We start from the raw sequence: 21,478 nt of genomic DNA on the forward strand, positions 1-21,478 counted from the left end.
GTTTCACCTCACGCGTCCGCTGTTTCGGCGGGCGCGTCGGCTTCGGCCGCTGCTTCTTCCTCGGTGATCCAGCCCGCCTTCAGACGAGCGGCAAGAACCATCTGCTCGGCCTCCGCGCGCGACACTCCGTGGGACGCCAGAACGCCGGGGAAGAACTTCGTCTCTCCGTCCTTGCGCTCCTTCCAGCCGACGAGGTCGTCGGCTGCGTAGCCGGCAAAGTCCTCGATCGTCTTGACGCCGTCCTCGCCGAGCGTGACCAGCATCGCCGTGGTGACGCCGGGGATATCGCGAAGTTCGTCTGCAACGCCGAGTTCCTTGCGCTTGGCGTCGTGCTCGGCCTCGATCTTCTCCAGATATTCGCGGGCGCGGGTCTGGATCTCGCTCGCGGTGTCTTCGTCGAAACCGTCGATAGACGAGATCTCGTCCGCCTCGACATAGGCCACTTCCTCGACGGAGGTGAAGCCTTCGGACGCCAGCACCTGGCCGACCATTTCGTCGACGTCGAGCGCCTCCATGAAAAGGTTCGAGCGTTCGACGAATTCCTTCTGGCGACGCTCCGACTCTTCCTGCTCGGTCAGGATATCGATATCCCAGCCGGTCAGCTGCGAGGCGAGACGCACGTTCTGGCCGCGACGGCCGATGGCAAGCGACAACTGGTCATCCGGAACAACAACTTCAATACGCTCAGCATCCTCATCGAGCACCACCTTGGCGACTTCGGCCGGCTGCAGCGCGTTGACGATGAAGGACGCCGCCGACGGCGACCAGGGAATGATGTCGATCTTCTCGCCCTGCAATTCGCCGACGACCGCCTGGACGCGCGAACCGCGCATACCGACGCAGGCGCCGACCGGATCGATGGACGAGTCGCGCGAAATCACGGCGATCTTGGCGCGGCTGCCCGGATCGCGGGCGACCGACTTGATCTCGATGATGCCGTCGTAGATTTCCGGCACTTCCATGGTGAACAGCTTAGCCATGAACTGCGGATGGGTGCGCGACAGGAATATCTGCGGGCCGCGTTGTTCGCGCCGGACGTCGTAGACATAGGCGCGCACGCGGTCGCCATACTTGAAGTTCTCGCGCGGGATCAGCTCGTCGCGGCGGATGATCGCCTCGCCACGGCCGAGATCGACGATGACGTTGCCGTATTCGACGCGCTTGACGGTGCCGTTGACGATCTCGCCGATGCGGTCCTTGTATTCGTCGAACTGCCGGTCGCGCTCGGCCTCGCGCACTTTTTGAACAATGACTTGTTTGGCGGACTGGGCTGCAATGCGACCGAAGTCCATAGGCGGCAGCTGTTCGGCGATGAAGTCGCCGACTTCCGCGTCGGGATTGCGCTCGCGCGCAGACGACAGCGCGATCTGGCGACCGTAGTCCTCGACGGTGTCGACGACTTCCATCAGCCGCTGCAGCTTCATCTCGCCCGTGTTCGGGTTGATGTCGGCGCGGATGTTGGTCTCCTGCCCATAACGCTGGCGTGCCGCCTTCTGGATGGCGTCGGCCATCGCGGCGATCACGATTGATTTGTCGATCGACTTTTCGCGCGCGACCGCATCCGCGATCTGCAGCAGCTCAAGCCTGTTCGCACTGACTACCATGTCCGTCTCCCTGAATTCCCGCTTCCAGCGGGAGCTCGATCAAAACTCAGATTTCGTTTTCCGCGTCAGCCTCTTCCGGCTCGCCGCGGCGTTTCCTGGCTTCCTTGCGCGCCTTGTTGTCCTTCGACAGCGCGTCGCGAATAAGATCGTCGGTCAGCACCAGCCGCGCCTCGGCGATCGCCTCGTAAGGCACCCTTACCGTGGGCTCGTCGCCATAGGCCGGCACGTCGCGCTCGATCAGCACGTCGGTCTCGCCGGCTTCGGCGATCTTGCCCTTGAACCGCTTGCGATCCGTGACAAGGATGGACGTTTCCATCTTCACATGATGGCCGGCCCATGCCGAAAAGTCCGACTTGCGCACGAGTGGGCGGTCGATCCCCGGCGAGGAGACCTCCAGATGGTAGGCCTTTTCGACAGGGTCCGCGACATCGAGCGCCGGCGACACGGCGCGGCTGACCTCTTCGCAATCCTCGACAGTCATGGTGCCGTCTTCCCGCTCGGCCATGATCTGCAGCGTCAGGCCGTTCTGGCCCGACAGGCGGACGCGCACGAGGCGGAAACCCATTCCGCGCAGCACCGGCAGCACGACGGAAGCGATGCGCGCGTCAATGCCGCTTTCGCGGATGATGCGATCGTCTTCAAGTGCTTCGCCAGCAAGTGCCGTCATCGGGTCTCCGGTTTGCAAGATGGTCAAACGGGGTCGAGGTAACAAAAAAGAGCGGGACCGGGTGGACCCACTCTTCGTCATATCGACCAAGAATTTGAGGCTGATATAGAACCCTTCGGCCCGGAATGCAAGCCGGACGCCCCTTTCACGCCGGACGCCGCTGCTCCACGCGCCCCCATGCAAGGCGCGCATGGCTGCCTTGTCGCGGCACCCCTGACGCTGCCGCTTCGCGCACACTATCTTTGTTGCAGTGCAGCAACGCACGGAAACGAAGGTTATCATGTCACCCAGACTCACCCGCATCAGCCAGATCGCCTCGATCATCGGCGATGCGATCGCCACGGCTGCCGCCGTCAGCGAAGGCCACCAGCCCAAGGCGCATAATCTGCGCGCCCTCGGCATCGACCCGAAGGCGTTCCGCAAGATCAGGTACTAGGGCGTCGAAAACCTGTCGGCGATGATAATTGCCTCACCGATTACTCTGCTCTCTCTGAGATAGAATTTGCCGTGTGGCCGAATTGCATTGACCGCATCGGCTCCAGACAGGAAAAAGAATCCTACCCTTCGCCGCTCGCCCGGCAACATCGTGGTGTCGAGCAGCGGATAGCCGTCCCAACAGTCAGTTGCTGCGTTACCAGGCGCACAGGGGCATCCCCAGCCGATGTCGATTGATAGCTTTCTGCCCCCTTGTTCAGAAGGGTACAAATGGAGGTCAGCCGTCAGATCCGGCGTTTCAATTCGAGAGCGAAGCGTCGCAATCTTGCTCATGTGTCCTGCGCTTGTAAGAGGACGCACGGCGACTCAGTCCGTATCGCCGGCGATCTGCTCCAGCAGCTTCCCCTTGCCGCGATAGCGCAGCCAGAGCGGCAGGAAGACTGCGGTCAGCGCCAACACCCAGAGCAGGATGCCGATCCACGAATTGAACAGGGCAAGCACGTTGCCCTGGCTGATCTGGAGCGCCTGCCGCAAGCTCTTCTCGGCCATCGGCCCGAGGATGAGGCCGACCACCACCGGCGCGATCGGATAGTGGAAGCGGCGCAGGACGTAGCCCAATATGCCGAATAGCATCAGCAGGAACAGGCCGAACGAGATCGGTATGCCGAAGAGCGAGTAGGTCGAACCGTCCGCGCCGATCGTGCCCAGCGTCGCGAAGGTCAGGATGCCGGCGTAGAGCCAGGGGCGGGGGATCGTCAGCAGCTTCACCCACAGCCCGATCAGCGGCAGGTTCAGCACCAGCAGCATCAGGTTCGCGACCAGCAGGCTGGCGATCAGACCCCAGACAAGCGGCGCGTTCGTCGCGAACAGAAGCGGGCCAGGCTGGAGCCCGAACTGCTGGAAGCCCGCCAGCATGATCGCGGCGGTGGCCGTCGTCGGCAGGCCTAGCGTCAGCAGCGGCACCAGCGTCCCGGCGGCGGACGCGTTGTTGGCGGCTTCCGGTCCGGCGACGCCCTCGATGGCGCCGTGCCCGAACTCCTCCGGATGTTTCGAAAAATTCCTCTCAGCCGAATATGAGAGGAAGCTTGAGACATCCGCGCCGCCGGCCGGCATCGCGCCGATCGGGAAGCCGATCGCCGTGCCTCGCAGCCACGGCGCCCATGATCGCTTCCAGTCCTCGCGATTCATCCAGACCGAGCCCTTCACGGCCTGGACCTTCTCCTCCTGCATGTGCTTTGCCGCCACGACCGCCAGCGTTTCGCCGATGGCGAAAAGCGCGACCGCAAGCGTCGTCACGGATATGCCGTCGAACAAATTGGGCAGGCCCATGGCGAGCCGCGTCTGGCCGGTAAGCTGGTCGATGCCGATCAGCCCGAGCGCCAGACCTATGAACAGCGAGGTCAGGCCGCGCAGCGTCGACTCGCCGAAGGCTGCAGACACTGTCATGAAGGCGAGCAGCATCAGCGCGAAATATTCCGCCGGCCCGAAGGACAGCGCAAACTTCACCACCGACGGCGCGATGAAGGCGAGCCCCAGCGTCGCGATCAGGCCCGCGACGAAAGAGCCGATCGCGGCGGTGGCGAGAGCCGGCCCGCCGCGCCCCTTGCGCGCCATCTTGTTGCCCTCGAGCGCTGTGACGATCGAGGCGCTTTCGCCCGGGGTGTTGAGCAGGATCGACGTGGTCGACCCGCCATACATGCCGCCGTAATAGATGCCGGCAAACATGATGAGCGAACCGGCCGGGTCGAGCTTGTAGGTGACGGGCAGCAGTAGTGCGACCGTCAGCGCCGGGCCGATGCCGGGCAGCACGCCGACGGCGGTGCCGAGCGTGACGCCGATCAGCGCGTAGAGCAAATTATGCCATTGAAGGGCGGTCAGCAGGCCCTGGCCGAGCAACTCGAACGTTGTCATTTGTCAGGCCCTCCGCCCGTCGCTTGATTGCCCGTCGCCTGATTGCCCGTCGCCTGATTGCCGATCTCAGAACAAACGTTCCAGAGGCCCTGCGGGCAGGCTGAGCTGCAGGCCCTTGGCGAAGATGAACCAGATGATGAAGGAGAAGACGATGCCGATGGGGATCGTCTTCCACAGCGGTCCCCGCCCGAACCCCATTGCCGTCGCGGCGAACAGAAGCCCGGTAGCGATCGAAAATCCGACCGTCTTCATGGTCAGCATCTGCACGGCCAGCCCGCCGATGATCCATGCCATCGGCCCGAAATTCTGGTGCTCGCGCTCGGGGAAATTGCCGCGCCACGCCTCCAGTGCCGTCAGCACACCAAGCCCGAACAGGCCCGCCGCGATGACATAGGGGAAGGTCTTCGGTCCGACCGGCGAATAGCCGGCGACACCGCCCATGCGCGCGGTGCTGATCGCGATTGCGATCCCCGCAAGCACCAGAAGGGCGGCTATAACGAGCGCCGCCCTATCCGGAGCGCGTTTACCGAAGCGACCGGCCTCGCTCATTGGACGAGGCCGATGTCTTTCAGGATCGCCGCGGTGGCTTCATTGTCCCTCTTGAGCTGTTCGGCGAAGGCGTCGCCGGCCAGGTAGGTGTTGGCCCAGCCCTTGTCGGTCAGCGTCTTCTGCCAAGTGGCGGAATTCACCATCTTGTCGACATCGGCGATGATGGCGGCCTTCTGCTCGTCGGTGATATCGGGAGCGGCCGCGACCATGCGCCAGTTCTGGATCGACACGTCGACGCCCTGCTCCTTGAAGGTCGGCACGTCGACACCCGCGACGCGTTCGTCGCTGGAGATGCCAATCACACGCAGCGTGCCGGCCTTCGCCTGCTCGGCGAACTCGCCGTAGCCGGAGATACCCACCGTCACCTGGTTGCCCAGGATCGCGGCAAGCGCTTCGCCGCCGCCCGAGAAGGCGATGTAATTGACCTTGGTCGGGTCGACGCCGACCGCCTTGGCGATCAGGCCGGCCGTGATGTGGTCGGTGCCGCCGGCTGAACCGCCGGCCCACGATACGGAGCCCGGATCGGCCTTCAGCTTCTCGACCAGCCCGGCCATGTCCTTGATGTCGGACGCGGCAGGCACCACGATGGCCTCGTACTCGCCGGTTAGGCGCGCGATCGGCGTCACCTGATCGAGCGTCACGGGCGACTGGTTGGTGAGGATCGCGCCGACCATCACATAGCCGCCGACGATCAGCTGGCTCGGGTCGCCGGCCGCCTGGTTGACGAATTGCGCAAGGCCGATCGTTCCGCCCGCGCCGGGAACGTTGGTCACCTGCACGCTGTCGGAAATCTTCTCATCCTGAAGTGCCGCCTGCATCGAGCGCGCGGTCTGGTCCCAGCCGCCACCGGGCGACGCCGGCGCGATGATCTTGTAGTCGGCAGCGAAGGCCGGCGCGACGAGAAGGCCGGCTGCCAAGGCCGACAATGCGAATCTTTTCATTACTGCACACCTCCCTTGTCCAACCAGCCGGCGCCCCCTTTGCCGCAGGTCATGATCTGGCATCTTGTCAGGTCGCAGCGACAGCGGCAAGCGATCCTGCGCGACTGCTACTTTCGGATGAAAGTGAGATATGCGGGCGTTCTTCCCTCCCGGAAGGCCTTTGCCTCGTAGCGTGTTCCCGGCCAGTTTTCATAGGGTTTTCGCCAGTCGTCAGCACTGGCAGCCTGCCACTCGAAGCCGCCATTGGCCGCGCATTGGAGGAGCGTCCAGTTGACGTAGGTATCGATGTCGGAGGCGAAGCGAAAGCGGCCGCCCGGCTTCAGCACGCGCGCGATACGCTTGAGGTTGGTGGGACTGACGAAACGCCGCTTCCAGTGCTTCCTCTTCGGCCAGGGGTCTGGATAGAGAAGGTCGATTCCGGCCAGCAGCGCATCAGGCAGCCAGTCGAGAAGCTGCGTAGCGTCGTCGTCATAAACCCGGAGGTTGGCGAGTGGCGTCTCCTCCAGCGCGACCATCATCTTGGCCATCGAATTGACGAAGGGCTCGACGCCGATGAAACCCGTGCCGGGGTGCGCCGCAGCTTCGTGCAGCAGACGTTCGCCGCCACCGAAGCCGATCTCCAGCCTGATGTCGGCGACCTCGCGGTCAAACAATCCGTGCAGGTCCGCCGGGGCGGGCTGCGCTAGATCGAGCCTATAGTGGCTCAACCCGTCGGCGAGCGCCGTGGCTTGTTTCGGTCGGATCGTCTTGCCGCGCCGCCGCCCGAAGAAGGCTTCCGTCGAGCGGCTTTTGCGGGCTTCGCTCACAGAACGACCGTCAGGCGGCCAGCCTGTCCTTCAGCGCCTTCACCAGATCGGTCTTCTCCCAGGAGAAGGAACCGTCGCGGCCGGGCTTGCGGCCGAAATGGCCGTAGGACGAGGTCTTGGCGTAGATCGGCTTGTTGAGGTCGAGGTGCTTTCGGATGCCCGACGGCGAAAGGTCGATCACGTCGCGCAGCACTTCCTCGAGCTTCGCCTCGTCGACCTTGCCCGTTCCGTGCAGGTCGACATAAACCGACAGCGGCTGGGCGACGCCGATGGCGTAGGAAAGCTGGATGGTGCAGCGGTCGGCCAGCTTGGCCGCGACCACGTTCTTGGCGAGATAGCGTGCGACATAGGCAGCCGAACGATCGACCTTGGTCGTGTCCTTGCCGGAGAAAGCGCCGCCGCCATGCGGAGCCGCGCCGCCATAAGTGTCGACAATTATCTTGCGGCCGGTCAGGCCGGCGTCCCCGTCAGGTCCGCCAACCACGAACTTGCCGGTCGGGTTGATGTACCAGGCGCAGTCCTTGGCTATCTTCAGATCGCCCAGAGCCTCGCGAATGTATGGCTCGACGACCTTGCGGACCTTCTTGGAGTCCCACTTCGGATCGAGATGCTGGGTCGACAGCACGATGGAGGTGGCTTCTGCGGCCTTGCCGTCGACATACTTCACCGTGACCTGGCTCTTGGCATCCGGACCAAGCTTGCCGGCATCGCCTGTGCCGGCGTGGCGAGCGGCGGCGAGCAGTTCAAGAATCTTGTGGCTGTAGTAGAGCGGCGCGGGCATCAGGTCCGGCGTCTCGCGGCAGGCATAGCCGAACATGATGCCCTGGTCGCCAGCGCCTTCTTCGCCCTGTCTGTCGGCGGCATTATCCACGCCCTGCGCGATGTCGGCGGACTGGGCGTGCAGCAGCACTTCGATCTTGGCCGTCTTCCAGTGGAAACCGCTCTGCTCATAGCCGATGGCGCGGATCGCCTTGCGGGCAACCGACTTGAACTTGGAAGGGTTGATGACCTTGTTGCCGTTCTTGTCTGTCTTCATCAGCGAGTCCGGCACGCGAACCTCGCCGGCAATGACAACCCGATTAGTGGTCGCGAGCGTCTCGCAGGCGACGCGGACCGTCCACGGGTCCATGCCCGTCTTCTTGGCTTCGCGATAGACCAGGTCCACGATCTCATCAGAGATCCGGTCGCAAACCTTGTCCGGGTGTCCCTCGGATACGGATTCCGAGGTGAAGAGATAGTTCTGCCGAGTCACGGATGTCCCCTCTGAGCGGTCGGCCGGCGAGAACCGGCATCGGGCGGCATCGTGTAGCGATGCGCGCCCGTCTTCGTCAAGCAGACATTGCCCTCGCGGCATTGCTGGAGGGGAATGATTTTGCGCCGCGGCCCCGGCAGGCAGATCAGTCGACGCTGACCTCGTCCGCCAGCGTCTTCACCAGATCGATAATCCTTCTGCGGACCCGCTGATCGGATATCCTGACGAAGGCTCGGGTGAGTTGGAGCCCCTCGGCGCTGGTGCAGAATTCGAGCGCCGACGTCGCGGCGGAATCTTCCGCGAAGCCTACCCTGCCTACACCCTCTTCGTTGGGCAGGCCGTCGAAGAAAAAAGACACCGGAACGCCGAGGATGTTGGCGATCGCCTGCAGGCGGCTGGCGCCGACTCTGTTGGTGCCCTTCTCGTACTTCTGGATTTGCTGAAAGGTGATGCCGAGATTTTCGCCCAGCTTTTCCTGGCTCATGCCAAGCATGTTGCGGCGAAGCCTGATCCTGCTCCCAACGTGCATATCAGTGGGATTAGGCTTCTTTTTATTGTCCTTGTCTGCCATTTTGTCCTTGCCGGTCCGGCCGGCTGTTCGATCTTGTTCTGGTTTGAATCCGGCGCATCCCCAATTCCCCAACGATGCTGCGGGCTAAGCGCCTCTAGGCCGGATCATTCACTATGAGTTTCTAATATAGCGCCTGTCAATTCGTCCTGAGCCTTTCAGTAATCAAACCGCCAAGCGCCATCAGCGCAAGAAACCCCAGGATCGCATAGCCGGCAGTTCGCTGCACGGGCGCAAGCGCCGACGGTCCTTTCGGAAGCGAAATCTGCGCGTCCAGGCTGTCCCTGACATTCAGCGCCAGGGCATCGACGACACGTCCCCGCGCGTCGATCACGCCCGAAATGCCGTTGTTGGCTGCACGCAGCACAGGCAATCCATTCTCCACGGCCCGAATCTGCGCCTGCCGGAAGTGCTGGTAGGGGCCAGGCGTATCCCCGAACCACGCGTCATTGGTGACGTTGACAATAATCCGGGATGACGCAGCGTCAACTCTGACCATGTCGGGAAAGATTATTTCGTAACAGACAAAGGCCGCCGCCGCCACACCACCGGGCAATTCGATCGGGTAGCGCTGGCTGCCGGCTGCAAAATTCATCGGCCCGGCGACCAGTTGATTCAGTCCGAAGCGCCGCGCCAGACCGGCGAAGGGAATGTACTCGCCGAACGGCACCAGATGCACCTTGTCGACCGCGCCGACGATCTCGCCCTGATCGTTGATCGCCACGACCGAATTGTAGTCGAGAGGGGTGGCTCCGGCGGTCTCTTCCTCGCGAACCGTGCCTGCCAGCAGCATCTGCCCCGGCTGAAGCATCTCCCCGATCGCCACCAGCGCCTCCGGCCGCTCGGCAAAGAGGAAGGGAACCGAGGTTTCGGGCCACACGATGAGCGTCGGCGCGGGTTCTCCCTCTGCGGGCGGTCGTGCCGACAGCTCCAAGGTCGTGGCAAAGATCCGGTCGCGCACGCTCTGGTCCCACTTTTCTGCGAGATCGATCGACGGCTGTACGATGCGCAAGGCAAGCGTCTTGGATTCTGCCGGCTCCTGCGCATTGAGACGCACCATGCCGAGGCCGACATGGGCGACGACCAGAAGCAACGCCGCGATCAGTCCCGCGCGACGGCCTTGACCGCCGGCCAGCAGGGCGGGCATGGCAAAGACGAAAACGGCAAGCGCGTTCATGCCGACCACGCCAGTGATCGCGACGCTCTGCATCAGGAGCGGGGTCGGCATCGCCGCGAGGCCGACCGGATTCCACGGGAAGCCGGTGAAGAGAAACCCTCTCAGCCACTCGGCGAGGCCGAAGGCGAAGGCGAGTGCCGCGATCCGCCCCAGCCCGTTCGACCAGAACAGCCGCGCCAGCGCGGTGGCGAACCCGTAGAAAAAGGCCATCAGCAGCGGAATTCCTACGACCGCGAAGGGAAGCGCCCAGGCAAAACTGTCCGCTTCGACCAGCACCGCTCCGCCGATCCACCAGAGCCCTGCGAGGAAATATCCGAAACCGAACCACCAACCGGCGGCGAAGGCGGGCCGAAGGCGTTTCAGCGGATTGGCCGACGCGTCGCCTGTTATCCCGTCGAGCAGCCAGACCAGCACCGGAAACGAGACGAAGCCTGCGGCGAAGAAATCATACGGCGCCTGCGTTAGCACCAGCAGCGCGCCGGCGACGAAGGCAACGGCCAGGCGACGCCATCCCCACAGCAGAATTATCCGTCCTGCCAGACGCTTCATGCGCAGCCGGCCCCCTTCCGAATTCGACTCGACCGTTGTGGGCAAGCCGCGTCACGCGAAGAATCACGCGGCGGAGGTTAGAGCAAGTTGGACGAAGATTGAATCGTCGACGGATATCAGGAGACGCGCCTGCGGCGTTCGGCCTTGCTCTTGTCGACGATGCGCACGCGCTTGACGCGGCGCGTATCGGCGTCGAGCACATGGAACTCGAAGCCTGGAACGGCCTCCACCACTTCGCCGCGTACCGGGACACGGCCGAGCGCGTTGAACACAAGGCCGCCGATCGTATCGACATATTCGCCGTGCTCGCCGACGTTGAAGCTCTCGCCCAGCACTTCCTCGACATCCTCGATCTCGGCCTTGCCGTCGACAACATAGACACCGTCACCGGCCGGAGTGATGGTCGGCTGTTCGTCGTCGTGCTCGTCTTCAATGTCGCCGACTACCATCTCGACGATGTCCTCCAGCGAAGCCAGCCCGTCGGTGCCGCCATATTCGTCGATGACCAGCGCCATCTGGGTGCGGCTCGCCTGCATGCGTCCCATCAGGTCCGACGCCAGCATCGAGGGCGGCACGAAGAGCACCGTTCGCATCAAGTCGAGTTCGCCAATCGTCTTCGATGTGTCGACATTGCCGAAATCCAGCGCGTCGCCCGGCGCTCCGTCGCCTTGGCGCGCCAGCCGCGTGATATGCGCCAGCACATCGCGGATGTGCACCATGCCGCGCGGGTCGTCGAGCGTCTCGGAATAGACTGGCATGCGCGAATGACCGGAGCGCTCGAACACGTTCATCAGGTCGCCAAGCTTCGTGTTGATCTCGACCGCCTCGATATCGGCGCGCGGGATCATCACGTCCTCAACGCGGACTTCGCGCAGCCGAAGGATGTTGTTGAGCATCGCCCGCTCGCCGGGCGAGAAGGCTTCCTCGCCGGCCACCTCGGTCTCGGCAAGCGCGTCAACAATCTCCTCGCGGAGGGATGCACCGTTTCTCTGTTTGAAGAGGCCTGCCAGCCTGTCGAAGAAGGACGACCGGCCTGCCGGTGTTCCTGTCGTCGCCGCGGCCGGCTGCATAGACTGTCCGGGACTTAAACTCGGCCCGTCTTCCGTCTTTTCGGCTTTCGCGCTGCCCGTTTCCGGGGGCGCGGCAGTCACTGGACTATCGTTCATCGCTATCAGGGTTGTTTTCCAACTTTTCTGTTACGCGTAGGGATCGGGAATAGCAAGTCTCGCAAGCGTCGCCCGCTCCAGGCTTTCCATGCGCTCGGCCTGCGTTTCCTCCTCGTGATCGTGGCCGAGAAGATGCAGCAGGCCATGGATCACGAGATGGGTGATATGGTGCTCCAGCGGCTTGCCTTCCAGCTCGGACTCGCGCGCAACGGTTTCCGCGGCCAGCACGATATCGCCCAGCATGGGTGGCAGCGGGTCGCCGGGTTTCACCGGAAATGCCGGGAAGGAGAGCACGTTGGTGGGCTTGTCCTTGCCGCGCCAGCCGGCGTTCAGCACCTTTATATGGGCATCGTCGGAGAAGACTATGCTTAGCTCGCACGGCTGTCGGGACGAAGTGCCCGCCTCCGCAATAGCTGCCGCGACCGCCTTCTCGACCAAGCTTCGCAACCGCCGCTTGGCCGGCCAGTCGCCCGCCTCGACGGCGATATCGATGGAAATGTGCGGTTCGGGCGCGTCAGCCCTGGCCTTGCGGCCAGCCATGGGTCACTCCCCGTCGGCGCCGAGCCCGCGCGCCATCTTGGCGTCGCGGTCGTAAGCCTTGACGATCTCGGCCACCAGCGGATGCCTGACAACGTCGGTGTCGTTGAACCGGACCGTCACCGCGCCCGGCACCCCGTCGAGCACGCGCAGCGCCTCGACAAGGCCGGACTTCGTGTTCGGCGGCAGGTCGATCTGCGTCGGGTCGCCGGTGATGATCATACGCGACCCCTCGCCGAGGCGGGTCAAAAACATCTTCATCTGCATCGGCGTGGTGTTCTGCGCCTCGTCGAGGATGACAGCGGAATGCGCCAGTGTGCGGCCGCGCATGAAGGCCAGCGGCGCGATCTCAATTACCTCGGCAGTGATCGCGCGTTCGACCTTGTCTGCCGGCATCATGTCGTAAAGCGCGTCGTAGAGCGGCCTCAGATAGGGATCGACCTTCTCCTTCATGTCGCCGGGCAGGAAGCCAAGCCGCTCGCCGGCCTCGACCGCCGGGCGCGACAGGATGATGCGCTCGACCATGCTGCGTTCCAGCAGCATCGCGGCATGCGCCACGGCCAGATAGGTCTTGCCGGTGCCTGCCGGGCCGATGCCGAAAACCAGTTCGGAGCGCTCCAGCGCCCGCATGTAGGCGTCCTGATTGAGCGACCTTGCATAGATCGTGCGCTTGCGCGTCGAAATCTGCGCGGCGGCCATCTTGCCCTTGCGCTCCAGTGTCGGCAGCGTCAGCTGGTCGTCGGCCGCGACCGCCATCCGCACCGCGCCATCGACGTCGGACTGGCCGATGTCGGCCCCCTTCTGCAGGATGCCGTAGAGATTATCGAGGGCACGCCGCGCCTGCTCGGCCGCTGACGCCGATCCCCGGATGGTGAGCTGGTTGCCGCGCGAGCGGATATCGACGCCGAGCTTCTGCTCGAGCCGAGCCAGATTCTCGTCGAATTGCCCGTAGAGCGCGCTTGCCAGCTTGTTGTTGTCGAAGGTCAGGACGATGTGCGCCATGTCTGAAGCCCCGGAGGCCGGACCCGCGGGAGGCTTCTTCAATTCGGTAGCGCTCAAACGTCTCTCCTTGCTGGATCAGACCGGTTCCGCAAACAGGCTGTGGCCGGCTCGCGTGATTCGCACATTGATAATGTCACCGATTTCGCCGGCCGTCTCATCAACAATCACCGGCTGCAGCCAGGGTGACCGCCCAACGCGCTGGCCTTGATCCCGGCCAGGCTTCTCGATCAGCAGATCCATCGTCCTGCCAGCCATGCCGGCGTTGAAATCGCGCATCTGCTCGTTCAGCAGCGCCTGCAGCCGCTGCAGCCTCTCGTCCTTCACGGCTTCCGCAACGTGATCCTTCATGTCGGCCCCGGGAGTGCCCGGACGCGGCGAATATTTGAAGGAATAGGCCTGCGCATAGCCGACATCGCGGACGATCTGCATCGTCGCCTCGAAATCGGCGTCGCTCTCGCCCGGAAAGCCGACGATGAAGTCGCCCGACATCGCCATGTCCGGCCGCGCCGCGCGGATGCGCTCGATCAGCCTGACATAGTCGGCGGCCTTGTGACGGCGGTTCATCGCCTTCAGGATACGGTCCGAACCCGCCTGCACCGGCAGGTGCAGATAGGGCATCAGCGCCGGCAGGTCGCGATGCGCCTCGATCAGCTCGTCGTCCATGTCGCGGGGATGGCTGGTCGTATAGCGCAGCCGCGCGATGCCCGGAATTTCCGCCAGTCTGTACAAGAGCCTGCCAAGGCCCCACTCGCCGCCATCCGGCCCCTCGCCGTGCCAGGCGTTGACGTTCTGGCCGAGCAGGGTCAGTTCGCGCACGCCGGCATCGGCGAGTTTCTCCGCCTCGGCGACGATCTGGGCGACCGGGCGCGACACTTCCGAGCCGCGCGTATAGGGCACGACGCAGAAGGTACAGAACTTGTCGCAGCCTTCCTGCACCGTCAGGAACGCCGTGACCCCGCGCCCGATGATCTCGGCGCGTCTCGGCTTGGGCAGATGCTCGAATTTGTCCTCGATGGCGTATTCCGTCTCGACCACCTTTTCGCCGCCGCGCGCTCGGCGCAGGGCATCCGGCAGGCGATGATAGGTCTGCGGGCCGATGACCAGATCGACGGCTTTCTCGCGACGGAGGATCTCGCGGCCTTCCGCCTGCGCGACACAGCCTGCGACGCCGATCACCATCTCCTGGCCGCGCGCCGCGCGCTCCGCCTTGAGGCCCCTCATGCGTCCGAGTTCGGAATAGACCTTTTCCGCCGCCTTCTCGCGAATGTGACAGGTGTTGAGCAGCACGAGGTCGGCATCCTCGATGCTCTCCGTGCCGGCATAGCCGTCGGCGGCCAGCGCGTCGGTCATACGCTGGCTGTCATAGACGTTCATCTGGCAGCCATAGGTCTTGACGAAGACCTTCTTCGAGGTGGTCGCCAAAGACGGCGCAAACGTGGCTTCGGGCTGCTCCGCCGAGTGAGTCTTTTCTATCTGTTCGAGATCCATTTCGCGGCTTTTAGAGCCTTTTGGCGACAAAAAACAGACAGGCGGCGCTATTTCGCCCGCAGCGGTTTCGGCCGGCTCGGCATCGGGCTGGCAAGTGCTGCGTGCAGCATCGTGCGGACCTCGCTCTCGGCCAGCCGCGTCACCGCCTTGCGGTCGTCGCCCGGCGAAAATTCGATCGGCTCGCCAAAATGCAGTTCGACGTCGATCGCGCCTTCCTTCAGCAGCCTCGCCGCGTGTGGCGCAAGCTCATCGTCGCCGATCCAGGAGGCCAGCGGGCGGTGCTGGCGGCCCATCGGCATCCCCTGCACCCGCGTATAGGCAATCGCCAGCGGCTGGATGTAAACCTTGTCCACCGTGCCGTCGGTGATCGCCCTGGTCGCCGCGCCGAACAGCGTGCTCTTGAAGGGCAGGAGCATGTTGCCGTCGCCCGTCGTGCCCTCGGCGAACAACACGATCGCATCGTCATCGGCCAGCCGCCGCGCGATCTCGTCGGCCTGCGCGCCGGAGGCGCGCCTGCGTTCACGCTCGACGAAGATCGTGCGTTGCAACCGCGCCAGAAAGCCGAGCAGGGGCCACGCGGCCATCTCCGACTTGGCGACGAAGGAAACCTCGCAACGGGACGAGATGACGGGAATGTCTGTCCACGACACGTGGTTTGCCGCAACGATCAGCGGCCGCTTGGTCGTCAGCGCGCCCTTCTGGTGCACCCGGAATCCGAGCGCCCTGACGTTCAGACCATGCCAGAGGCGCGGCACGCGCCGCTCGCTGAACAACCGCGTCTTCATGGCGATCAGCTGCACCGGCATCAGGGCGACCATGGTGACCCCTACGAAGCCGAGCGCGGCAACCAGCCTGATCCTGCCCATCATTCCGGAGCGCCTTCGAGGACCCGATACGCGATGCGCTATCGAAGATCGCGGCGCATGACAAGCGCGCCCTTTCGGCCCTGAGACGCCTCGTAATAGCCGGGACGCTTACCGACCTCGAAGAAACCGAGCCTGCGGTAGAGCGCGATCGCCGGCGCGTTGCCCTCGTCCACTTCGAGGAAAAGCGCCTCGGCGCGCTGACCGTGGAGTTCGCGCAGCACCGCGTCCATCAGCCGCCAGCCAAGCCCGTGTCTCCTGTGCGAACGCGCCACTGCGACGGTGAGGATTTCGCCCTCGCCGGCCGCTAGCCTCGCCAGCACGAAGCCGACCGGAGGCGAACCGCCGCGCCCTGCCTCGCGCACGGCATAGCCGAAGACGGTGTCCTGCCCGAGCAGGCTGGCGAATTCTCCGTCGCTCCACGGCCGCACGAAATCCTCGTGGTGGATCGCGGAGATCGCCGGGCTGTCGGCCGGTGCGAGCGGTTCCAGAGCATAGTCGCGCTGCTTTGGCGTCAGAAAAGGTATGCGCATTGCTTTTTTATCGTTCGGGCGTTTCCGCCTGCGATCATGACTGGATTCGCGGCAGCACGAAACCGGCCTGCGGCTTCGCATCCGCTTCCCTTAAGTAAAGCGGCTTGGGCTTTTCACCAACAGCCTTCGCCGCGCCAAGCCGCGCGTACACGCAGATATCGGCCGTCGCCCCTGTGCTTCCTGTCGGGAACGTCCGGTCTGCCGCACCAGCGACCATGGCCGCTGCGGAACCGGCAATCACGCCGTCATGCGCTGTCGCCAACCTTGCCGCTTCGTCGAGGTTGGTCACCAGCGGCTTGCCAACCTGATCGCCCGTCTCGTCGAAGAACCCGACATTGATCTCGCCCCGCCCGCCATCGAGCGTAACCATGATCCTTTTGCCGGCAAAGCTTTGTCTCGTTTCGGCGGCAACGGCCTCCAGCGTCGTGACGCCGACGGCCGGTATATTCAGCGCCAGCGCAAACCCCCGTGCGGTCGCCACGCCGACGCGAACGCCGGTGAACGAGCCCGGTCCCACAGAAACGACGATACGGCCGAGCGCATCAAATCCAACTGCCGCCTGCGCCAGCGCCTCGTCGACGACAGCCATCAGATGCTCGGCATGGCCCTTGCCAAGGTCCAGCACAGACCGTCCAAGCTCTCGGTCCGCATCGCTGTCATAGACGCAGGCCGCGCAAAGCGCCGATGCCGTATCTATGGCGAGGAGGATCACACCGCCTGGTCCCGCGCCTTCAGCTCCAGCCGGCGCGCGTGCAGAACCGGCTCCGTATAGCCGTTCGGCTGCTCGCGTCCCTTGAAGACGAGGTCGCAGGCCGCCTGGAAGGCAATGGAATTGTCGAAGTCCGCCGCCATCGGCCGATAGAGCGGATCGCCCGCATTTTGCTGGTCCACGACCGCCGCCATGCGCCGCATTGTCTCCATCACCTGCTCGCCGCTCGCCACGCCGTGATAGAGCCAGTTGGCGATGTGCTGCGAGGAGATGCGCAGCGTCGCGCGGTCTTCCATCAGCCCGACATTGTTTATGTCGGGTACCTTGGAACAGCCGACGCCCTGGTCAATCCAGCGCACGACGTAGCCGAGGATGCCCTGCGCGTTGTTGTCCAGTTCGGCCTGAATTTCCTCCGGCGTCCAGTTCGGACGCACGGCGACAGGAATGGACAGGATATCGTCGAGCTTCGCCTTCGGGCGGCTTTTCAGCGTTTCCTGCACCGCATGGACATCGACCTTGTGATAGTGCGTCGCGTGCAGGGTCGCGGCCGTCGGCGAGGGCACCCATGCGGTGTTCGCGCCGGCCTTGGGGTGCGCGATTTTCTGCTCCAGCATCGCCGCCATCAGGTCGGGCATCGCCCACATGCCCTTGCCGATCTGCGCGTGCCCCGACAGACCACATTCGAGACCCGTATCGACGTTCCATGCCTCATAGGCCGAAATCCATGCGGCCTGCTTCATGTCGCCCTTGCGGATCATCGGGCCGGCTTCCATCGAGGTGTGGATCTCGTCGCCGGTGCGGTCGAGGAAGCCGGTGTTTATGAACACGACGCGTTCGCTTGCCGCACGGATGCACTCCTTGAGATTGACGGTGGTGCGCCGTTCCTCGTCCATGATGCCCATCTTGATCGTGTTGGGCGCCATGCCGAGCAGCTTCTCGACGCGCCCAAAGATCTCCACGGCGAAAGCGACCTCGTCCGGCCCGTGCATCTTGGGCTTCACGACATACATCGAACCCATCCGCGAATTCGCGCGGCGACCCTTGGCGCCGATATCGTGCAAGGCGATCAGCGCGGTGATCGCCGCGTCGATCAGGCCTTCGGGCACCTCGTTGCCGTCGCGGTCGAGGATGGCGGGATTGGTCATCAGGTGGCCGACATTGCGCACCAGCAGCAGCGAGCGGCACTTCAGCTCGAATGTGGAGCCGTCAGGCGCGGTGTAGTCGAGGTCGGGATTGAGCTTTCGCGTAAAGCTCTTCCCAGCCTTCGCGACCTCTTCGGTCAGGTAGCCTTTCATCAGGCCGAGCCAGTTGCGATAGGCGACGACCTTGTCGGCGGCATCGACGGCGGCGACCGAATCCTCGAAATCCTGGATCGTCGTCAGCGCCGATTCCAGCCACACGTCGGAGATGTTGGCGGAATCCGACTTGCCGATCGCCGCCGTCGCGTCGATCAGAATCTCGACATGGATGCCATTGTTCCGCAGCAGGAACTGGGTCGGCGCAGAAGGGTCTCCAAGATAGCCGACGAATTTCTCCGGTTGGCTGAGGCCGGTGGTTCGGTCTTCTCCGAGCGACACGACCAGCGCGCCGTCGACCACCGAAAATGCCCGGGCGTCGCGCCAGTGCGCATTCGCCAGCGGTGCTGCATCATCAAGGAAGTTGCGGACCCAGGCGATCACCTTGCCGCCACGGATCGGGTTGTAGTCCCTGCCCCTCTCGGCGCCGCCGATGTCGGAGATGGCATCGGTACCGTAGAGCGCGTCGTAGAGCGAGCCCCAGCGCGCATTGGCGGCGTTGAGCGCGTAACGCGCATTCATCACCGGCACCACAAGCTGTGGGCCGGCCAGGGTCGCGATCTCCGGGTCGACATTCTGCGTCGTCACCTGAAACGGCTCACCCTCGGGCACGAGATAGCCGATCTCCTTCAGGAACCCCTTGTAGACGCCCATGTTGATGGGGCCGCCATGGGCGCGGTGCCAGCGGTCGACCGCTTCCTGCAGCTCGTCGCGACGTTTCAGCAGCGCCCGGTTCTTCGGCGCCAGATCATGCACGATATCGGAGAATCCGGACCAGAATTCGTAGACGTCGATTCCCGTTCCCGGCACGGCCTCGTCGACCACGAAATCAACCATCTCGCGGGCGATGTGCAGGCCGGAAATCTCCAGGCGATCGGTCATGTAGTCACTCTCCAAAACAGGTCGGCGGTCGGGCCGCGCCGGGCTTTTGACCATGTGCGGGTGCCGGGGTCAATTATCGAAGCTTTTGAAAGCGCTTCAACCTCCGCAAGGCTCTTGCCCTTCGCAGGCGCTTGCCCGATACCATGCGCGACATTCTGGAGGATTGCAGGAACATGATGCCATCGGCGCATTTTTCGGACCTTGAACGGGCCTCGGTCCTCATCACCGGTGGCGGTTCGGGCATAGGCGCCGCGCTGGTGGAGGGTTTTGCGCGGCAGGGCGCGAAGGTCGCCTTCATCGACATCGCCGAAGAGCCCAGCCGAGCCTTGGTCGCGGACCTGTCCACGAAGGTTTCGCACACGCCGCTGTTCATGAAGGCCGATCTCGCCGACATCGCGTCGTTGCGCAAGGCGATCGACGCGGCCGCGGCCGCGCATGGCCCGGTCACGGTGCTGATCAACAATGCCGCCTATGACGAGCGCCACGACATATTCGATGTAACGCCCGAATACTGGGAGCAGAACCAGTCAATCAACCTCAGGCCGCATTTCTTCACCGCGCAGGCGGTGGCGAAAGGCATGATCGAGGCGGGCAGGGGCTCCATCATCAACTTCACCTCGACGTCCTTCATGATCAACCATGCCGAGATGCCGTCCTATACGGCTGCCAAGGCAGGCATCATCGGCCTCACGAAGGGTCTCGCCGGTCGCCTCGGCCCGCACGGCATCCGCGTCAACGCGGTCGCACCCGGCTGGGTCATCACCGAGCGCCAGCAGAAGCTCTGGGTGTCGGAGGAAAGGCTGGCTGCCCATGTCGCCAAGCAGTGCATCCGCGAGGTCATGAAGCCGGACGACATGGTCGGCACCTGCCTCTTCCTCGCCTCGGACTCATCGCGCATGCTGACAGCGCAGACACTCATCGTGGACGGCGGCTACCTGTGACCGCTCCCGCCATCGCCGCCGTCGACTGGGGCACCTCGAGCTTCCGGCTCTGGCTGCTCGACGCCGCCGGCACCGTGCTCGCCGAGCGGCGCAGCGGCGACGGCATGCTGACCGCCGGCGCGGAAGGTTTTGGCGTTGTCCTGGAACGGCATCTCGCGGCGGCTGGCGCGCCCGAAGCGCTTCCCGTCATCGTCTGCGGCATGGCCGGCGCGCGGCAAGGCTGGATCGAAGCGCCCTACGTCACGTTGCCGGCCGGGCTGGATGGGATTCTTGCCGGCGCGGTGCCGGTTTCAGGCCAGTCGCGTGACATCCGCATCCTGCCCGGACTGGCACAGCGCAAGGCCGACGCGCCTGATGTCATGCGCGGCGAAGAAACACAGCTTGCTGGAATCGTGCCGCTCTTTTCCTCGGGGCGGCATGTCATCTGCATGCCCGGCACCCATTCCAAATGGGTCGAGGCGGCGGATGGCGTCATCACCGGCTTCCAGACCTGGCTGACCGGCGAGCTGTTTTCGGTGCTGGCGAAACAATCGATCCTGCGCCACTCGCTTGGCGAAGTCGCCTCGCCTCCCTCGCCCGAAAATCCCACCTTTGTCGCGGCCTGCACGCAGGCGCTGGAGCAGGGCGGCGATATCGGCCCTCAACTTTTCCGCATTCGCGCGGCGACCCTACTGCAGGACCGGACGCCTGAGGTCGCCGCCGCGACGCTGTCCGGCCTGCTCATCGGCTCGGAGATCGCATCGGCAAGGCGCAGCCTCGCGCCGCCGGACGATCGGATCATCCTCGTCGCGTCCGGCCCGCTGGGTACGCTTTACGCCGCCGCGCTGAAAATCGCCGGCTGCTCGGTGCTGCAGGCAGACGCCGACGAAGCCGTCCGCACGGGACTGTTCGAGGCAGCTGCACGGCTTGGCTGGACAGGAGATTCGAAATCTTGACCGTTCCGTTTCCCTCGCTCCGCCGTCGGCTCGTCGCCATCTTGCGCGGCCTGAAGCCCGATGAGGCGCTGGACATCGCTTCGGCCATCTTCGAGGCCGGTATCGAGGCGATCGAGGTACCCCTCAATTCGCCCGACCCGTTCCGATCCATCGCGCTGCTCGCGAAATCCCTGCCGGACACGGCGCTCGTCGGGGCAGGAACGGTACTGACGGCGGCGCAGGTCGACGAACTGCACGGGGCAGGCGGGCGGCTTATGGTCAGCCCCAACATCGACCGCTCCGTCATGGAGCGCGCCGCGCATCATGGCATGGTGATGATGCCCGGCGTCTTCACCCCGACGGAGGCCTTTCTCGCCCTGTCGCTTGGTGCCTCCGCGCTGAAATTCTTCCCGGCAAGCGCACTCGGGCCGAAAGGCATTTCGGCGATCAAGGCGGTGCTGCCCAGGGAAACCATCGTCGGCGCGGTCGGCGGCGTTTCGGAGAAGGATTTCGCCGACTATGCAAAGATCGGCGTCTCGACCTTCGGCCTCGGCTCCAGCCTCTATTCGCCGGAGCTGACCGCAGCCGAGGTTGCCGGGCGCGCACGCGCCGCAGTCGCGCAATGGGACTCGGTGTTCGCCGGCCAGGGATAACGGCAGGTCGCGCCCGCTGAAGGCGAGGGCGCAAAA

22 protein-coding genes are annotated in these 21,478 nt (G+C 64.2%); 4 read left to right on the top strand and 18 right to left on the bottom strand.

What is annotated here, in order from left to right:
* Positions 1 to 8: 8 nt before the first annotated feature.
* Complete coding sequence (nusA, locus tag ABMA32_RS00850; protein ID WP_349011842.1) at positions 9 to 1,604, bottom strand: transcription termination factor NusA; 1,596 nt, start codon at positions 1,602 to 1,604, stop codon at positions 9 to 11.
* Positions 1,605 to 1,650: 46 nt separating this feature from the next.
* Complete coding sequence (gene rimP, locus ABMA32_RS00855) at positions 1,651 to 2,271, bottom strand: ribosome maturation factor RimP (RefSeq protein ID WP_292773495.1); 621 nt, start codon at positions 2,269 to 2,271, stop codon at positions 1,651 to 1,653.
* Between the two features lie 280 nt (positions 2,272 to 2,551).
* Between rimP and ABMA32_RS00860 the strand changes: the two genes are divergently transcribed.
* Positions 2,552 to 2,707, top strand: a complete 156-nt coding sequence (locus ABMA32_RS00860) for a hypothetical protein (RefSeq protein WP_349011843.1) — start codon at positions 2,552 to 2,554, stop codon at positions 2,705 to 2,707.
* Here ABMA32_RS00860 and ABMA32_RS00865 read toward each other — a convergent pair.
* The 16 genes from ABMA32_RS00865 to ABMA32_RS00940 all read right to left on the bottom strand — a co-directional run bounded on the left by ABMA32_RS00865 (position 2,704) and on the right by ABMA32_RS00940 (position 18,934).
* Positions 2,704 to 3,039, bottom strand: coding sequence for a hypothetical protein (locus ABMA32_RS00865; RefSeq protein ID WP_349011844.1), 336 nt, complete (start codon positions 3,037 to 3,039; stop codon positions 2,704 to 2,706). The genes ABMA32_RS00860 and ABMA32_RS00865 overlap by 4 nt on opposite strands.
* 33 nt (positions 3,040 to 3,072) lie before the next feature.
* Entirely contained in the window at positions 3,073 to 4,617 is a 1,545-nt protein-coding gene (locus ABMA32_RS00870) for a tripartite tricarboxylate transporter permease (protein ID WP_349011845.1), read from the bottom strand.
* 66 nt (positions 4,618 to 4,683) lie between these two features.
* Positions 4,684 to 5,166 carry a tripartite tricarboxylate transporter TctB family protein gene (locus tag ABMA32_RS00875; protein WP_349011846.1) on the bottom strand — a complete coding sequence of 161 codons (483 nt, stop codon included), beginning with the start codon at positions 5,164 to 5,166 and terminating at the stop codon, positions 4,684 to 4,686.
* On the bottom strand, positions 5,163 to 6,107 hold the full coding sequence (locus ABMA32_RS00880) for a Bug family tripartite tricarboxylate transporter substrate binding protein (RefSeq protein ID WP_349011847.1): 945 nt from the start codon (positions 6,105 to 6,107) through the stop codon (positions 5,163 to 5,165). The genes ABMA32_RS00875 and ABMA32_RS00880 overlap by 4 nt, the downstream gene beginning before the upstream one ends.
* A gap of 107 nt (positions 6,108 to 6,214) precedes the next feature.
* Complete coding sequence (trmB, locus tag ABMA32_RS00885) at positions 6,215 to 6,913, bottom strand: tRNA (guanine(46)-N(7))-methyltransferase TrmB (protein WP_349011848.1); 699 nt, start codon at positions 6,911 to 6,913, stop codon at positions 6,215 to 6,217.
* A 10-nt stretch (positions 6,914 to 6,923) separates the two neighbouring features.
* Entirely contained in the window at positions 6,924 to 8,165 is a 1,242-nt protein-coding gene (gene metK, locus ABMA32_RS00890; RefSeq protein ID WP_349011849.1) for a methionine adenosyltransferase, read from the bottom strand.
* 145 nt (positions 8,166 to 8,310) lie between these two features.
* A complete protein-coding gene (locus ABMA32_RS00895) occupies positions 8,311 to 8,736 on the bottom strand; it encodes a helix-turn-helix domain-containing protein (protein ID WP_349011850.1) in 426 nt (141 codons plus the stop codon).
* Between the two features lie 136 nt (positions 8,737 to 8,872).
* A complete protein-coding gene (gene lnt, locus ABMA32_RS00900; protein ID WP_349011851.1) occupies positions 8,873 to 10,459 on the bottom strand; it encodes an apolipoprotein N-acyltransferase in 1,587 nt (528 codons plus the stop codon).
* Positions 10,460 to 10,575: 116 nt separating this feature from the next.
* On the bottom strand, positions 10,576 to 11,625 hold the full coding sequence (locus tag ABMA32_RS00905) for a hemolysin family protein (protein ID WP_349011852.1): 1,050 nt from the start codon (positions 11,623 to 11,625) through the stop codon (positions 10,576 to 10,578).
* A gap of 30 nt (positions 11,626 to 11,655) precedes the next feature.
* Positions 11,656 to 12,165 carry an rRNA maturation RNase YbeY gene (gene ybeY / locus ABMA32_RS00910; protein ID WP_349011853.1) on the bottom strand — a complete coding sequence of 170 codons (510 nt, stop codon included), beginning with the start codon at positions 12,163 to 12,165 and terminating at the stop codon, positions 11,656 to 11,658.
* Between the two features lie 3 nt (positions 12,166 to 12,168).
* Positions 12,169 to 13,164 (bottom strand): PhoH family protein, encoded by a 996-nt coding sequence (locus tag ABMA32_RS00915; RefSeq protein ID WP_349011854.1) that lies wholly within the window; start codon positions 13,162 to 13,164, stop codon positions 12,169 to 12,171.
* A 75-nt stretch (positions 13,165 to 13,239) separates the two neighbouring features.
* Complete coding sequence (gene miaB / locus ABMA32_RS00920; protein ID WP_349011855.1) at positions 13,240 to 14,652, bottom strand: tRNA (N6-isopentenyl adenosine(37)-C2)-methylthiotransferase MiaB; 1,413 nt, start codon at positions 14,650 to 14,652, stop codon at positions 13,240 to 13,242.
* Between the two features lie 47 nt (positions 14,653 to 14,699).
* Entirely contained in the window at positions 14,700 to 15,521 is an 822-nt protein-coding gene (gene olsA, locus ABMA32_RS00925) for a lyso-ornithine lipid O-acyltransferase (RefSeq protein ID WP_349011856.1), read from the bottom strand.
* 35 nt (positions 15,522 to 15,556) lie between these two features.
* Positions 15,557 to 16,048, bottom strand: a complete 492-nt coding sequence (locus ABMA32_RS00930) for a GNAT family N-acetyltransferase (RefSeq protein WP_349011857.1) — start codon at positions 16,046 to 16,048, stop codon at positions 15,557 to 15,559.
* A 34-nt stretch (positions 16,049 to 16,082) separates the two neighbouring features.
* On the bottom strand, positions 16,083 to 16,760 hold the full coding sequence (tsaB, locus tag ABMA32_RS00935; protein WP_349011858.1) for a tRNA (adenosine(37)-N6)-threonylcarbamoyltransferase complex dimerization subunit type 1 TsaB: 678 nt from the start codon (positions 16,758 to 16,760) through the stop codon (positions 16,083 to 16,085).
* Positions 16,757 to 18,934 (bottom strand): malate synthase G, encoded by a 2,178-nt coding sequence (locus tag ABMA32_RS00940; protein WP_349011859.1) that lies wholly within the window; start codon positions 18,932 to 18,934, stop codon positions 16,757 to 16,759. Before ABMA32_RS00940 ends, tsaB begins: the two co-directional genes overlap by 4 nt.
* Before the next feature lie 173 nt (positions 18,935 to 19,107).
* On the opposite strand from ABMA32_RS00940, the gene ABMA32_RS00945 reads away from it, so the two are divergent.
* Genes ABMA32_RS00945 through ABMA32_RS00955 form a run of 3 tightly spaced genes read left to right on the top strand, consistent with a single transcriptional unit; the run spans position 19,108 to position 21,442 of the window.
* Entirely contained in the window at positions 19,108 to 19,875 is a 768-nt protein-coding gene (locus tag ABMA32_RS00945; protein WP_349011860.1) for an SDR family NAD(P)-dependent oxidoreductase, read from the top strand.
* Positions 19,872 to 20,810 (top strand): 2-dehydro-3-deoxygalactonokinase, encoded by a 939-nt coding sequence (locus ABMA32_RS00950; RefSeq protein ID WP_349011861.1) that lies wholly within the window; start codon positions 19,872 to 19,874, stop codon positions 20,808 to 20,810. Before ABMA32_RS00945 ends, ABMA32_RS00950 begins: the two co-directional genes overlap by 4 nt.
* Positions 20,807 to 21,442: a 2-dehydro-3-deoxy-6-phosphogalactonate aldolase gene (locus ABMA32_RS00955; RefSeq protein ID WP_349011862.1), complete on the top strand. Its 636-nt coding sequence runs from the start codon at positions 20,807 to 20,809 to the stop codon at positions 21,440 to 21,442. Before ABMA32_RS00950 ends, ABMA32_RS00955 begins: the two co-directional genes overlap by 4 nt.
* The last annotated feature ends 36 nt before the right edge of the window (positions 21,443 to 21,478 follow it).

The sequence above is a fragment of the Mesorhizobium quangtriensis genome, from assembly GCF_040081925.1.
GTDB lineage: Bacteria > Pseudomonadota > Alphaproteobacteria > Rhizobiales > Rhizobiaceae > Mesorhizobium_K > Mesorhizobium_K quangtriensis.

What these genes read in the sequence shown, in the direction of transcription:
- ABMA32_RS00940 (WP_349011859.1), bottom strand. Translation starts at nt 18,934, where the DNA reads ATGACCGATCGCCTGGAGATTTCCGGCCTGCACATCGCCCGCGAGATG.
- ABMA32_RS00930 (WP_349011857.1), bottom strand. Translation starts at nt 16,048, where the DNA reads ATGCGCATACCTTTTCTGACGCCAAAGCAGCGCGACTATGCTCTGGAA.
- ABMA32_RS00905 (WP_349011852.1), bottom strand. Translation starts at nt 11,625, where the DNA reads ATGAACGATAGTCCAGTGACTGCCGCGCCCCCGGAAACGGGCAGCGCG.
- rimP (WP_292773495.1), bottom strand. Translation starts at nt 2,271, where the DNA reads ATGACGGCACTTGCTGGCGAAGCACTTGAAGACGATCGCATCATCCGC.
- ABMA32_RS00915 (WP_349011854.1), bottom strand. Translation starts at nt 13,164, where the DNA reads ATGGCGCACATCGTCCTGACCTTCGACAACAACAAGCTGGCAAGCGCG.
- ABMA32_RS00860 (WP_349011843.1), top strand. Translation starts at nt 2,552, where the DNA reads ATGTCACCCAGACTCACCCGCATCAGCCAGATCGCCTCGATCATCGGC.
- ABMA32_RS00870 (WP_349011845.1), bottom strand. Translation starts at nt 4,617, where the DNA reads ATGACAACGTTCGAGTTGCTCGGCCAGGGCCTGCTGACCGCCCTTCAA.
- ABMA32_RS00875 (WP_349011846.1), bottom strand. Translation starts at nt 5,166, where the DNA reads ATGAGCGAGGCCGGTCGCTTCGGTAAACGCGCTCCGGATAGGGCGGCG.
- lnt (WP_349011851.1), bottom strand. Translation starts at nt 10,459, where the DNA reads ATGAAGCGTCTGGCAGGACGGATAATTCTGCTGTGGGGATGGCGTCGC.
- ABMA32_RS00880 (WP_349011847.1), bottom strand. Translation starts at nt 6,107, where the DNA reads ATGAAAAGATTCGCATTGTCGGCCTTGGCAGCCGGCCTTCTCGTCGCG.
- ybeY (WP_349011853.1), bottom strand. Translation starts at nt 12,165, where the DNA reads ATGGCTGGCCGCAAGGCCAGGGCTGACGCGCCCGAACCGCACATTTCC.
- miaB (WP_349011855.1), bottom strand. Translation starts at nt 14,652, where the DNA reads ATGGATCTCGAACAGATAGAAAAGACTCACTCGGCGGAGCAGCCCGAA.
- nusA (WP_349011842.1), bottom strand. Translation starts at nt 1,604, where the DNA reads ATGGTAGTCAGTGCGAACAGGCTTGAGCTGCTGCAGATCGCGGATGCG.
- olsA (WP_349011856.1), bottom strand. Translation starts at nt 15,521, where the DNA reads ATGATGGGCAGGATCAGGCTGGTTGCCGCGCTCGGCTTCGTAGGGGTC.
- ABMA32_RS00945 (WP_349011860.1), top strand. Translation starts at nt 19,108, where the DNA reads ATGATGCCATCGGCGCATTTTTCGGACCTTGAACGGGCCTCGGTCCTC.
- ABMA32_RS00895 (WP_349011850.1), bottom strand. Translation starts at nt 8,736, where the DNA reads ATGGCAGACAAGGACAATAAAAAGAAGCCTAATCCCACTGATATGCAC.
- ABMA32_RS00865 (WP_349011844.1), bottom strand. Translation starts at nt 3,039, where the DNA reads ATGAGCAAGATTGCGACGCTTCGCTCTCGAATTGAAACGCCGGATCTG.